Origin of the sequence: Micromonospora sp. CPCC 206061, assembly GCF_036906915.1 — a bacterium.
Lineage (GTDB): Bacteria > Actinomycetota > Actinomycetes > Mycobacteriales > Micromonosporaceae > Phytohabitans.
In genome coordinates, this window is the sequence record NZ_JBAKHX010000037.1 from 36,558 (window position 1) to 48,767 (window position 12,210).

Here is a 12,210-nt window from a genome sequence, read left to right on the forward strand (position 1 = left end):
TGCCCTAACCCACCAGGGCCGGCGGGCGGCCCGCCACGGCCGGCGCGAAGCCACCCAGCAGTGTCCACAGTGCACCGCCCGCGTGGGTGGCCACCTGAGGGTCGGTGTGCCGCAGGAACGCCAGATGCCGGCAGGCGTGCGCCGCCACGTCGACCGGCCGCACGACCGCCGGGCTGGGCGCGAGCGGGTCGGCGCCGTGCACCGCCGGCAGGTCAGGGACCGGCTCGGCGGGCGCCGCCGGATCGGGGTCGGGCAGCGCGGCGTAGGTCAGGACGATGCCGCCCGCGGCGTACCGCCACGAGGTGGAGTGGAGCAGCCCCACTCCGGCACCGGCCAGGCTCCGCGCGTAGGCGTCCGGATGCTCACCGGTGCCGAGCCACCCCGTCACGGTGCGGAAGCACACGCCACCGCCCCGCGCGCTGAGCAGCACGACCTCGACCAGCACCCGGACGCCCGGGATCATCGCGGCGGAGCCCGGCGACGAGTCGCCGCCAGATTCCATCCCGACACCCTACCTTGCTGCCACTGATTGGCAACAACAACACGGCTACGACAGGCCGAGTGGCCGCGGACCCACCCCTGGGCGCTCGTGCGAGCGTGTTGAACGGTAGGGAGGTGTCCAGCGGTTGAGTCCAGAAGAGTCGTTCCGGGCGTACGTCGGCGGTCGCATCGCTGCGCTCTCGCGGGTGGCGTACCTGCTGACCGGTGACCGGCACAGCGCCGAGGACCTGGTGCAGGTGACGCTCGTGCGGGTCGCCCGGCACTGGGAGCGCCTGATCAGAAGCGGTGACCCCGACGGGTACGTGCACAAGACCATGTACAGCCAGCACGTCTCGCTCTGGCGCAGCCGCCGGCGCGACGCGCCACCGGTGCCGGCCTTGCCCGACCGCGCCGGGCCCGACAGCACCGCCAGCGTGGCCGACGCGCTCGTCATCCGGCAGGCGCTTGCCCGGCTCACGCCGAAGCAGCGGGCCGTGCTGGTCCTGCGGTACTTCGAGGACCGCACAGAGGTCGAGGCCGCCGCGGTGCTGGGCTGTTCGGTCTCCACGGTGAAGAGCACCACCCGCGACGCGCTGGCCCGGCTCCGCGCACTCGCCCCGGAACTCGCCGACCTCGCCGGTACGGCGAGCAACGTCAGCGCGGCACCCAACGAGGGAGGTGGCCGATGACCGCACGACTGGCGCGGGCACTGGCGGACCTGGCCGAGCAGATGCCTGCGGCGCCGGTCCAGGACGACCTGTGGCGGCGGGGGCGCCGGCAACGACGCCGGCACCACCTGGCCGTCGCCGCGTGCGTCGTGGTCGCCACCCTGGCGGTACTGCTCGCCGTGCCGGCCCTGCTGGCGCGGCCCGCGCCCATGGAGTTCGGCGACGGCACCGGCGCGGTGCCGAAGACCGTGTACCTGCCCTGGATGTGGCAGGCGACGGTACAGCAGGACCCGCGCGGCCCCGCCGCACTGCTGCTCAGCGGAGACAGCATCGGCCTGCGCGGCACGGACCTCATCGACCACGAGGGCAAGATCGCGGTGGTCGGCCGCGACGGCTCGTACCGGACGCTGCTGTACGGCGGCTCCGAGCGGGTGGCCGGCGAGGACACGGTGCTCTCACCGGACGGCCGGTACGTCGCGCAGGACTACCTGGCCGGCGAGTCCTACGGCCGTGTCCTGGTCACCGACCTGACCACGGGAAAGACCAAGCGGTACGACGGCCCGGACGGGGCAGACTGCTGCGCGGTGCCGGTCGCGTGGCGGCCCGACGGCGGCGCGCTGTTGCTGGCGCAGCTGCGCGCGGGCAGTCCCACCGAGGCCGACCCGGTCTCCGGCAACTACCTCCGGCCCGGCCGGCTGGTGCAGCTCGACCTGGCCACCGGTGCGGCGCTCTCGCTGGTGCCGTTCGACGACTTCGCCAAGGTGCGGACGGCCTCGCTCGCCGCGTACTCCCCCGACGGGCGCCGGATCGCGGTGGCCACCGGTGAGCGGCTGCGCCTGCTGGATGCCGGCACCGGCGCGACACTGTGGACGGCGGAGCTGGGCGAGCGCCGCTACCTTTCCGGGCCGGGCGCCTTCACCGCGGACGGGCAGCGGATCGCGACGGTGTCGCTCGACGGCTGCCTGGACCAGTGCGACTCGGCGCGGCTCGCGGCCCGGCAGTGGCGCGTCGACTACCTGGACGCCAACAGCGGTGCGGAGGCGACCGGGCCGGCCATGGGGCCGGTGACGGCGATGGCCGTGCGGGCCCTGGGCTGGCGCGACGGCACCGACCTGGTGGCCGTTACCTACCGGCCGGAGAACGGGGTGCGCAAGGACGCCTCGACCGGCTGGCGGGACACCGGTTTCTGGGAGGTCGGCGACGCCTCCCTGGTGGCGCTGCGGCCGGACGGCACCGTCGAGACGCTGCTCGACCCGCCGGACGCGGTGCTCTCCATCGACGTGGCCCGCGATCTGCTGGAGGCGGGGCGCTTCGGGGGCGAGGCGCAGAGGCCGGGCGTGTTCCCGGCGCGCTGGGTCATCGTCGTGCCGGTAGCCTTCTTCGGCGCGCCCGTGGTGCTCCTGGCCGGCGGTGTGGTGCTGGGGTGGTGGCTGTGGCGTCGCCGGCGACGCCACAGCCTGACAGTCCGGGCATAGTCCTCGGGTTTCAGCGGCCGCTCTTCGAGCCGGATTTGAGACCGCCTCGCACTCGGTTGCCTACCCGGGTGCTGGCGGAGAACGCGGCCGCTCCCGCCGTGCCGGCGGTTGACGGCGTCGCGGTGGTCCGGACAGCCTGTCCGGAGCCCCGCCGGGGGGACGACGCCGCGCGCGGCGCGGCGGAGACAGCCGGGTGCCGCCGTGAGCGGCCGCGTCGCGGCGAGTCGGGCGCGGCCTGGTCGGCGGCTGGTGCCGGCAGGAAGGTGCGCGGCCCGGGAGCGAGCTTGGTGAGCAGCGGATCACCGGGTTGCAGGCGGGTGGTCGCCGGCGTGATGCCAGCCGATCGGGCCAGATCGCGGACATCGTGGACCTGGTCGTCGGTCATGAGGGTGACGACAGTCCCGGAGGCACCGGCGCGTGCGGTCCGGCCGGATCGGTGCAGGTATGCCTTGTGCTCCTGCGGCGGATCAGCGTGGATCACCAAGGCTATGTCGTCGATGTGGATGCCACGGGCGGCGATGTCCGTCGCGACCAGGGTCGTCGCGCTGCCGCTGGAGAAGGCCAGCAGGTTGCGGCTGCGCGCCGCCTGCGCGAGATTCCCGTGCAGCTCCACCGCCGGCACGCCCGCGTCGACCAGCTTCCGGGTCAGCGTGCGGGCGCCGCGCTTCGTGCGGGCGAACACCAGCGTCCGCCCCGGCGCCGCCGTGAGATCGATCAGGACCGGGAGCCGGTCGTTGCGGCTGACGTGCAACAGGTGATGTGACATGGTCGCGACCGGCGACTGCGACGAGTCCACGCTGTGGGTGACCGGGTTGGTCAGGAACCGGCGGACGAGCACGTCGACTCCGGCGTCCAGCGTCGCGGAGAACAGCAACCGCTGGCCAGCTCGCGGGGTCTGGTCCAGCAGCCGTCGAACGACGGGGAGGAAGCCGAGGTCAGCCATGTGGTCGGCCTCGTCCAGCACGGTGATCTCGATCGCGTCAAGGCGTGCGTGTCCCGCTTCGATGTGGTCGGCGAGCCGGCCCGGGCAGGCCACCAGGACATCCACGCCCGCGCGCAGGGCGCGGATCTGTGGTGCCGGGCCCACTCCGCCGAAGACGGTGAGGGTACGCAACGACAGCGCCTGCGCCAGCGGGGCGATCGCCGCCTCGATCTGGGTGGCGAGCTCCCGCGTGGGCGCCAGGATCAGCGCGCGCGGACGACCCGGGCGTCGCGGCACGGCGCTGGCCGCCAGCCGGGCCAGCAAGGGCAGGGCGAACGCGTAGGTCTTGCCCGAACCGGTGCGGCCGCGGCCGAGAACGTCGCGGCCGGCCAGACTATCCGGAAGCGTCGCCGCCTGAATCGGAAACGGCGTGGTGACGCCACGGGCCGCGAGGGCCCGGGTCAGCGCGTCGGGTACGCCGAGGTCCGTGAACGTGGTGGGCGTGGTGGTTGGCGTGGAGGTGGACAGGGGGGTGGCGCGAGGGCGGCGTGCCGCCATGAAGTCTCCGAACGTAGAAGGGCCGCCCTACCCGCGCGGGCCATACAGGCCGCGGCACTTTTGGAGGTCGTCGTCGAACGCAACCGAGGCAGAACGCGTGAGCCGTGATCACCTAGCCTACCCCAACCGGCGGCCGGTGGTGTCGGGGACATCTTGACACCCGTCGAAGTGGCGAGCACCCTGTTCTGCACCCTACGTGAAAGGAATTCATGATCACCGCCTCGCGTCGACGGCCGGTCGCTCTCGGCCTGGCCGTCGTAGTGTCCGTCGCGGCCCTGGCGGTCGCCGCCGTCCCCGGTGCGTCCGCCGCCACGCGGATCACCGCCGCGGCCGACGCACTCGATGGCGTGTGCGCCACGCTGGAGATCTACAACGGGTCACGGTCGCTCGGCCACGTGGTGCGCGACGGCTCCGGGTACCGCTTCACATCCGCCGCCTCGTCGGCCACGCCGTTCCGGCTGGAGGCCACCCAACTGTCCCGGTACGAGCTGCTGGACCCGACCGGCGCGCCCGCCTACCAGAGCGTCGTCGGCTTCATCCTCGCCGGCGACCGGTACGGCGACCGGGCCGACTTCACGGTGACCGCGAGCGGCGACCGGTACCGCTTCGCCGCGACCGCCACCGGCCAGGTCATGGGCTCCTTCCTGTGGCGGCTCGGCGCGGGCGGGTCGGCCGACACCGTCGCGCTGGCCGCCTCGGCCGGCTGCCACACCCCGCCCGACATCGCCACCGGTGTCTCCGGCGCCGCGGCACCCGGCGTCGACAGCAGCGGCAAGATCGTGGGCACGATCGACGCACACGCGCACGTCACCGCCGGCGCCGCCTTCGGTGGCCGCCTGCGCTGCGGCGAGGCGTGGGCCTCCGGCGGGGTCGAGGTGGCGCTCGCCGGCTGCGCCTCGCACGCCAGCCTCAGCCTCGGCGCGCTGCTCGAAGCGATCATCGGCGGCACCGACCCGGTGAACTCGCGCGAGGACGGCTGGCCGACGTTCGGCGACTGGCCGCAACACAACTCGCTGCTACACGAACAGGCGTACTTCCGGGGCATCGAGCGCTCGTGGCGGGCCGGCCAGCGGGTACTGAACGCTCTGCTCGTGGCCAACCGCGTGATCTGCGACCTGTACCCGTCGCGGGACACCTCCTGCGACGAGATGGACCAGCTCCGCGTCCAGGCGCGATACCTGTACTCGATGCAGGACTACGTCGACGCGCAGAGCGGCGGCAGGGGCCTGGGTTGGTTCCGCGTCGCCACCACGCCGGCGCAGGTGCGCGCCATCGCCGCCCAGGGAAAGCTCGCCGTGGTCGTCGGCGTCGAGAACTCGGAGCTGTTCGGCTGCCGGGAGATCAGGGACGTGCCGCAGTGCACCCGGGCCGACATCGACGCCGGCCTCACCGAGCTGCGGGCGATGGGCGTCTCCGGCCTATATCCGGTGCACAAGTTCGACAACGCGTTCGGCGGCACCCGCTTCGACTCCGGCGTCACCGGCGCAGCGATCAACGTGGCGAACCTGCTCTCCACCGGCCACTGGTGGACGGCGACCAGCTGCACCGGCCCATCCGACAACGAGCAGCCGCTGGTCAGCGACGACTTCGCCGAACTGCTCAAACTCGGACCGCTGAACCTGCCGGCGGGCACGCTGCTGCCGGTCTATCCCAGCGGCAAGATCTGCAACACGCGCGGTCTCACCAGCCTCGGCCGGTACCTCGTCGAGCAGGCGATGGCGCGCGGCATGATCATCCACATCGACCACATGGGCGTGAAGACCGCGCAGGCCGTGCTCGACATGGCCGAGGCCGCCGGATACCCCGGCGTCACGTCGGTGCACACCTGGTCGGACCGGGCGATCGTGGACCGGATCCTCGCGCTCGGCGGGTTCGTCGCCTCGTACGCCTACGCGGCCCACGACGCGGGCAACGACCTGCCGGACTTCCTGGCCGAGTGGCGCGCCAACCGGGCCCTGCCGCACGGCGGCGCGATCACCGGGTACGGGTTCGGCAGCGACGTCAACGGCCTGGGGCCACAGGCGCCGCCGCGGGTCAACGCCGGCGCCAGCCCGCTGGCGTACCCGTTCACCGCACCCAACGGCACCACGGTGAGCAGGCAGGTCTTCGGCACGCGGACGTTCGACCTCAACCTCGACGGCGTGGCGCAGTACGGCCTCTACGCGGACTGGACCGCCGACCTGATCCAGCAGGCCGGCGGCGAGGGCGCCGCGCTGCGCGCCGACCTGATGAACGGCGCGGAGGCGTACACCGTGATGTGGGAGCGGGCCCTGCCCTAGCTGCCACCAACTGTTCTGGGCGACGAAAGGACCCTGGGTCAGCCGCCGACGGCGACGCCCATCGGGCGGACGGTCACGCCGACGATGAGGTTGGCGGCCGCGTACGGGTCGTCCAGCAGCATCCGGCGCACGGCCAGGACGTCCTCGCCCCGAACGACGAGGACCGCGGTGTCGACCGGGTCGAGCGTCGCGCCGGCCAGGACCATCCGGCCGGCGTCGGCCAGCTGCCGGAGCCAGTCCAGGTGCGCCGGCCGGTGCTCGGTGCGTCGCTGCTCCATGTCCGGGACGTACTGGTACATCACGAGGAACGTCGGCAAGGTCTCGGCCATACCCGCGATCATGCCGTACCGGCGACAGGTGTGGCGCGGTGGCCATTGGCCGCCGCGCCACCGGTGCCCTGTGCCCGTGTCAGCCTGTCGCGCAGCTCGCGGTGGGCGTGGTGTTGTTCCCGTTCTTGTAGAGCGTGATGCCGAAGCTGTTGCCGTTGCCGTTCGGCCGCGCAGTGAGGGTGCCGGTGCTGCCGCTGACCGACGCGTTCCAGCTGCTCTGCAGGCTCTGGCCGCCCTGGGCGTTGATGCTGACGACCCAGTTGCTGCTGCCACTGACCGAGAGGTTCACGTTGAACCGGTCGGTCCACTCCTGGCCACGGCTGACGCTCACCGTGCAGCCGCCGCCCGGGTTGGCAGTGGTGGGATTGGGGCCGGGCGTGGAGCCGCCCACCGTGATGTTGGAGCTGCCGCTGCTCTGGAACCCCTCGGTCGCCATGATCTGGTAATCGTGGCTGCCCAGGTTCATGCCCCTGCTGGCCCAGGCGTCGAAGTGAGTGCCGGCGTTGATGGTGCCGCCCACCCTCTTGGACTGCCGCACGCTCCAGTACTGGTAGAACGTTCGGGTGCCCTCGATGGAGGGCTGGTTGACGCGCTGCGTGCGGTAGATGTCGTAGGTGCCGCCGTCGCTGGTGACCGTGCCCATGTGGCCGGAGCCCGGTGGCCGCCAGCTGCCCCAACTGTCGACGATGTAGTACTCGATCAGCGGGTTCCTCGTCCACCCGTAGAGGGTCAGGTACGAGTTGCCGGACGGGTTGAAGGTGCCGGAGTAGGTCACCGTCCTGCGCGTGCCCGGGTTCCAGCCCTTGCCGGCGACGAAGTTGTTGACGTTGCTCCACTGGGTGCTGTACTGGCCGCCGTTACCCATGGTCATGGAGACGTTGCCGCTGTCTTTCCAGAACGAGTAGTAGTAGCCGTTGTGGGTGCCGGTCGAGTTCGTGGTCACGGTCTGTGCGTGAGCGATACCGGGCAGGATGGCCGCGACCACGACCAGCGCCACGGCGCAGGCGCCACCGACGAACATCCTGGTGCGGCCGCGTCTGCGGCTCCTGGGGTGGACCGGAGCGTCGTTCATCTGCGCGTTTCCTCCTCGTGAGCGCTGGCGGTCCCGTGGGGGTGATTCCGATCGACAGTGATTGATGCCTGCCGATGGCACAGTATTGATTTGATCTGTCCGTGTTGTCAACGATTTCCGGAAGGATTGCGGAACTCAACTTGAAACTTCCGGAGCGGAGCGCGGGCTCGCACGAGTGGCCGGCGGGTGGCCGGGATGTCACACTTCGGGCAGGTGCGAGCCGTCACGATGAGGTGGGACGATGCCGCGACCCGAGCACGGCCTGCGACCAGCGGCCGAGACGTTCGAATACGCCGGCTGCCAGGTCAGCGTGGTGGGCTTCGACGAGATCGTGGCCGCCGCGGCCGACCAGCCCGTCGATCTGCTGCACGACGCCGCACTGCCATCCGTGATAGCAAACGCCCGGCTGTCGATCTCCGCCGCGGCACGCGACGGTCAACCGGCCTACCTCCTGGATACGTCGATGCGCATCGGCCGCGAGCCCCAGCCGGCCTTCGGCGTGCTGGGGCGAGACCCTGTCGGGGTACTGCTGGCGCGCCGCGCGGCGGCCGGCGACGACTGGGCGATCCGGGTCGTGGACGGCGTCGGTGCGGCGGTCTCCGAGGTGTCTCGCTGGCTGGGCCGGGACCGGCCCGGTTCTACGTCGACGGCTCGCGAGGATGAGCCGGTGCGGTCCGTGGTGCGGACGGATCCGGCGACCGGCCTCCGCGCCACCGTGACGTACCACCGGCCGCCCTCCCGGTTCGCCGGCGGTGGGCCGCTCGTCACGGCCCAGGCGGCGGTGCCGTCCGGGCAGCTGTCGCCGAAGCACCTGGTCGCGATGCTGGGCGTCGTGCTGGACGTCGCCGGACGGGCCGCGGGAGGTGAGCGACCCCACGGCGAGTACGTGCTGTCCCGGTACCCGATGGGCCCGTCATCCGCCGCGGACGCCGCGGAACGCGTGACGCTGGACCAGGTCGGCGGCCTCGACGCCGTGGTGGCGCAGTTCCGGCAGATCGCGGTGTCGTTCCGGCATCCGCAGGTCATGGCCCGATGGGGAGCGCGCCGCCCGCAGGGCATCCTGCTGTACGGGCCGCCAGGCACCGGCAAGACGATGCTCGCCCGCGCGCTCGCCGCCGAGATCGGCGCGACGTTCCGCGAGATCCGGACGCCGGAGATCCTCGACAAGTGGCTCGGCGGGTCCGAGCGCAACATCAAGCGGATCTTCCGGGACGCCCGCCGCTACCGCGAACCGACCGTGATGCTCTTCGACGAGTTCGACAGCATCATCAGCTACACCGGCGCCGGCATGGACGCCGCCAGCCAGGCGATCAACGCCGTGGCCGGCATCTTCAAGCAGGAGATGAACGACCTCATCGAAGAGAACCCGAACGTGATCGTGGTCGCCACAACCAACTTTCCGGAACGCGTCGACGACTCGCTGGTCCGTTCCGGGCGCTTCGACATCAAGCTCGCCATCCCCCAGCCCGATCACACCGGCAGGGCTCAGATCATCGCCAAGATGATCCGGCAGCTGATGACGCGGCACGAGACGGCCGGCTTCCGGATGTTCGCCGACGACATCGACGTCGACGGCCTCGCCACGGCCAGCGCCGGCATGACCGGCGCCGACCTGAAGGAGGCGCTGCGCCGGGCACAACTGGCCAAAGCGATGCAGGAAGCCCGCACCGGGGTCGCGGCGACGCCCATTAACCAGCACGACATCGCGGACCGCATCGCCGAACTCCGCCACGCCACCACGCGATAGCGGCGACGACCCCTGGGACACTCGTTCGGTGACGACAGGCGAACGCGGTGCGCGGATCAGGGAGGTACGGCAGCGGCTGGCGGAGGAAGGGCCGCCGTGGACACGGCCGCACGAGCGGGACTTCGAGACGGTCTCGATGCCGGAGCGCGACTGTGACCCGGTACGCGACCTGCTGATCGCGGAGGGCGTCGAGACCGTCGTCGAGGTCGGGCTCGCGTACGGCAGCTCCGCGCTCGCCATCGGCGAGGCGCTCGTCGCGCTCGACCCACCCGATCCTCAGCACGTCGTCGTCGACCCGTTCCAGGAGACCGCGTACTCCAATGTGGGCTGGGACCTCATGCGCGACGCGGGACTGGACTCGATCGCGCCGCCGATCAAGGAAGTGTTCACAGATCAAGGGCAAACGCACGTGGAATGGAGATCAAAGCACGTGCGTTCGCCCTTGATCGACGGAGAGGGCGGCGGCGCGCGGACAGGGCCGGGCGAGCGGGGTGGGGCGGGCGGACAGGGCCGGGCGAGCGGAGGGGGTGCTAGGGGGGCGGGGGGCGGAGGAGCCATGCTGTCGGGTGTTGGCGGATCTGGTCTATCGCCGTCAAAGCGGCGCCTATGACCGCCGCGTCCGGGCCCAGCTGCGCCGGGCGGACCGTGATGGGGGCCCACGCGGCGGTGAGGACGCGCTGGTTGAGCTCGGTGCGGGCGGTCGCGGTCAGCCACGACGACAGCAGCGAGAACGCGCCGCCGAGCAGCACCGTGTCGATGTCGAGGATGTTGATCATGTCGGAGAGCGCGATGCCCAGGGCGGTGCCGGCGGTGTCGAGGGCGGCCAGCGTGCCCGGGTCGCCGGCGTCGGCACGGCTGGTCACGGCCGCGTCGGGGGTGCTGTGCGGCGGGACGGGCTCGTCGCTGAGGATGGCCGGCAGGCTCGCGTACGTCTGGAGGCAGCCGCGCGAGCCGCACGGGCAGGGCTTGCCGTCCGGGTACACGGTGACATGCCCGAGCTCGCCGCTCCAGCCGCGCACGCCGCGCAGCAGCTGTCCATCGAGGACGATGCCGGCGCCGATGCCCAGCCCACCGGAGACGTACACGAAGCTGCTCAGGGTGTTGTCGCTGGCGTAGAGCTCACCCAGCGCGGCCAGGTTCGCCTCGTTGTCGACACCGATGTTGTCGACGGAGATGGGCAGGTCGAGGTTCTGGGTGGCGCCGCGCAGGAGCGCGCCCGCGTCGACGTTGCGCCAGCCGAGGGCCGGCGCGGACCGCACCAGGCCGGCGTCGACCGGGCCGGGCACGGCGAGGGTGGCGGTGACGACGGTGAGCTCTTCGGCGGCGGTGGCCTCGATGGCGGTGCCGGCCATCCGGGCCAGCTCGGCGAGCACCGCCGGCGCGCCCTGATCGGTGTATGTGGACGGTGCGAAGGCCAGGTGCCGCACGGTACCCGTGAGGTCGACGACGCAGGCCGCGAGGCCGTCGGAGCGGATGTCGAGTCCGAGGCCGGCCGGGCCCTTGTCGGAGATGGTCAGGCCGACGCGCGGGCGGCCCGCGCGCCCGTCGTGGGTGAGGCCGGACTCGGTGATGAGCCGGCCGGCGAGCAGCTCCTCGACGATGCGGCTGATCGTGGGCCGGGTCAGGCCGGTGCCGGTGGCCAGCTCGGTACGCGAGATGGGCACCGACGCGGCGAGGATGTGCCGGAACACCAGTTCGAGGTTGAGGCTGCGCAGGCCTTCCTGCCGGACCGGCTCGGCGGGCTGGCGCGGGCTGCTGGGCCGGATGTGGGCCTTCATGGGGCCCGCCGGAGGGTCGCGGCCAGCTCGGCGGCCGCGCCCGCGGAGAGGACACCGTCGACGACGACGGCGACGACGCGGCGGGCGACGCTCTCGCCGGGCGCCAGCACCAGCGGCTCGTCCCAGGTGAGCGAGGAGCAGACGCCGATGTAGTCGCGGGCGCGCACGAACCACCTGTCGCGCGCGGTCGTCTCGTCTCCGGGCACGAAAAGCATGGTCCAGGCGTCGCCGCTGACCGCGACCCAGGCGGCGGTGGTGCCGTGTACCGATCGCACGTCAGCCCCGGCGGCGCTGAACACCCGCGCGGTGCCGGCGACGGCCGCCCCCCGCCAGAAGACGCCGCCGTAGCCGGCGCCGACGCGGCCGTGCGCGGCGGGGCTGCGGATCGGCAGCGGCCGGTCGAGCGCGTTGGTGAGCTCGGTGCGCACGGCGAGGGCCCACGCGGTGTCGGCGACCGGCCAGCAGCTTATCGACCGCTCCTCGCGCAGCAGCGGAGCGTGGTGAGCGCTGGTCCACTGTAGAGTGTGCGTCAGCTCGGTGTCGGTGCGGCGCAGCCACCGCTGGTGCGCCTGGGTGCCGTGGTTGTCGAGCCAGGCCGGCCCGTGGCCGGCGATGAACGTGCGCCCACCCCAGAAGTTCTGCCCGTCGACGTCGGGTGCGGCGACGCTGATGCCGAACTGGTGCGGGTGCGAGTCGGGTGCGGCATCGGTGACCGTGGTGCCGGCGAACGTGCGCACCGGGTGCAGATACGGCCGCGGCGAGCTGCCGGGCGGCACCTCCGGCTGCCACACGTACCGCGCGATGTCGTGCCCACGCAGGCGCAGCATGGCGGTGCCGCGTGGCTGCTCGACGACCACGGACCGCGGTGCGCCGGGACCTGCCATCGTTGCCTCGCCGCCTCT

11 protein-coding genes are annotated in these 12,210 nt (G+C 72.3%); 5 read left to right on the forward strand and 6 right to left on the reverse strand.

The features are described from left to right. Positions 1–4: 4 nt before the first annotated feature. The gene (locus V6V89_RS23565; RefSeq protein ID WP_334621444.1) at positions 5–502 is read right to left on the reverse strand and encodes a hypothetical protein; all 498 of its coding nucleotides are present in this window, start codon (positions 500–502) and stop codon (positions 5–7) included. Positions 503–626: 124 nt separating this feature from the next. Here V6V89_RS23565 and V6V89_RS23570 point away from each other — a divergent pair, with 124 nt between their 5' ends. Beyond that, a complete protein-coding gene (locus V6V89_RS23570; RefSeq protein ID WP_334621446.1) occupies positions 627–1,169 on the forward strand; it encodes a SigE family RNA polymerase sigma factor in 543 nt (180 codons plus the stop codon). After that, a complete protein-coding gene (locus V6V89_RS23575; RefSeq protein ID WP_334621447.1) occupies positions 1,166–2,623 on the forward strand; it encodes a WD40 repeat domain-containing protein in 1,458 nt (485 codons plus the stop codon). Before V6V89_RS23570 ends, V6V89_RS23575 begins: the two co-directional genes overlap by 4 nt. Positions 2,624–2,633: 10 nt before the next feature. On the opposite strand, the gene V6V89_RS23580 is transcribed toward V6V89_RS23575, so the two are convergent. Further along, positions 2,634–4,103, reverse strand: coding sequence for a DEAD/DEAH box helicase (locus V6V89_RS23580; RefSeq protein ID WP_334621449.1), 1,470 nt, complete (start codon positions 4,101–4,103; stop codon positions 2,634–2,636). A gap of 209 nt (positions 4,104–4,312) precedes the next feature. On the opposite strand from V6V89_RS23580, the gene V6V89_RS23585 reads away from it, so the two are divergent. Continuing rightward, positions 4,313–6,382, forward strand: a complete 2,070-nt coding sequence (locus tag V6V89_RS23585; protein ID WP_334621450.1) for a hypothetical protein — start codon at positions 4,313–4,315, stop codon at positions 6,380–6,382. A 38-nt stretch (positions 6,383–6,420) separates the two neighbouring features. Here the strand turns inward: V6V89_RS23585 and V6V89_RS23590 are convergent, their stop codons facing one another. Both V6V89_RS23590 and V6V89_RS23595 read right to left on the reverse strand, forming a co-directional pair. Further along, positions 6,421–6,711 (reverse strand): YciI family protein, encoded by a 291-nt coding sequence (locus V6V89_RS23590; RefSeq protein WP_334621452.1) that lies wholly within the window; start codon positions 6,709–6,711, stop codon positions 6,421–6,423. Positions 6,712–6,790: 79 nt separating this feature from the next. Further along, positions 6,791–7,783, reverse strand: a complete 993-nt coding sequence (locus tag V6V89_RS23595; RefSeq protein ID WP_334621453.1) for a glycoside hydrolase family 11 protein — start codon at positions 7,781–7,783, stop codon at positions 6,791–6,793. Between the two features lie 241 nt (positions 7,784–8,024). Between V6V89_RS23595 and V6V89_RS23600 the strand changes: the two genes are divergently transcribed. Further along, positions 8,025–9,530 (forward strand): ATP-binding protein, encoded by a 1,506-nt coding sequence (locus tag V6V89_RS23600; protein WP_334621455.1) that lies wholly within the window; start codon positions 8,025–8,027, stop codon positions 9,528–9,530. Positions 9,531–9,558: 28 nt separating this feature from the next. Beyond that, on the forward strand, positions 9,559–10,140 hold the full coding sequence (locus tag V6V89_RS23605) for a hypothetical protein (protein ID WP_334621456.1): 582 nt from the start codon (positions 9,559–9,561) through the stop codon (positions 10,138–10,140). Here the strand turns inward: V6V89_RS23605 and V6V89_RS23610 are convergent. After that, positions 10,061–11,308, reverse strand: a complete 1,248-nt coding sequence (locus V6V89_RS23610) for an ROK family transcriptional regulator (RefSeq protein ID WP_334621458.1) — start codon at positions 11,306–11,308, stop codon at positions 10,061–10,063. The genes V6V89_RS23605 and V6V89_RS23610 overlap by 80 nt on opposite strands. Then, positions 11,305–12,192, reverse strand: a complete 888-nt coding sequence (locus V6V89_RS23615; RefSeq protein ID WP_334621459.1) for a PmoA family protein — start codon at positions 12,190–12,192, stop codon at positions 11,305–11,307. The genes V6V89_RS23610 and V6V89_RS23615 overlap by 4 nt, the downstream gene beginning before the upstream one ends. Positions 12,193–12,210 lie beyond the last annotated feature (18 nt).

What these genes read in the sequence shown, in the direction of transcription:
- V6V89_RS23565 (WP_334621444.1), bottom strand. Translation starts at nt 502, where the DNA reads ATGGAATCTGGCGGCGACTCGTCGCCGGGCTCCGCCGCGATGATCCCG.
- V6V89_RS23575 (WP_334621447.1), top strand. Translation starts at nt 1,166, where the DNA reads ATGACCGCACGACTGGCGCGGGCACTGGCGGACCTGGCCGAGCAGATG.
- V6V89_RS23580 (WP_334621449.1), bottom strand. Translation starts at nt 4,103, where the DNA reads ATGGCGGCACGCCGCCCTCGCGCCACCCCCCTGTCCACCTCCACGCCA.
- V6V89_RS23585 (WP_334621450.1), top strand. Translation starts at nt 4,313, where the DNA reads ATGATCACCGCCTCGCGTCGACGGCCGGTCGCTCTCGGCCTGGCCGTC.
- V6V89_RS23590 (WP_334621452.1), bottom strand. Translation starts at nt 6,711, where the DNA reads ATGGCCGAGACCTTGCCGACGTTCCTCGTGATGTACCAGTACGTCCCG.
- V6V89_RS23595 (WP_334621453.1), bottom strand. Translation starts at nt 7,783, where the DNA reads ATGAACGACGCTCCGGTCCACCCCAGGAGCCGCAGACGCGGCCGCACC.
- V6V89_RS23600 (WP_334621455.1), top strand. Translation starts at nt 8,025, where the DNA reads ATGCCGCGACCCGAGCACGGCCTGCGACCAGCGGCCGAGACGTTCGAA.
- V6V89_RS23610 (WP_334621458.1), bottom strand. Translation starts at nt 11,308, where the DNA reads ATGAAGGCCCACATCCGGCCCAGCAGCCCGCGCCAGCCCGCCGAGCCG.
- V6V89_RS23615 (WP_334621459.1), bottom strand. Translation starts at nt 12,192, where the DNA reads ATGGCAGGTCCCGGCGCACCGCGGTCCGTGGTCGTCGAGCAGCCACGC.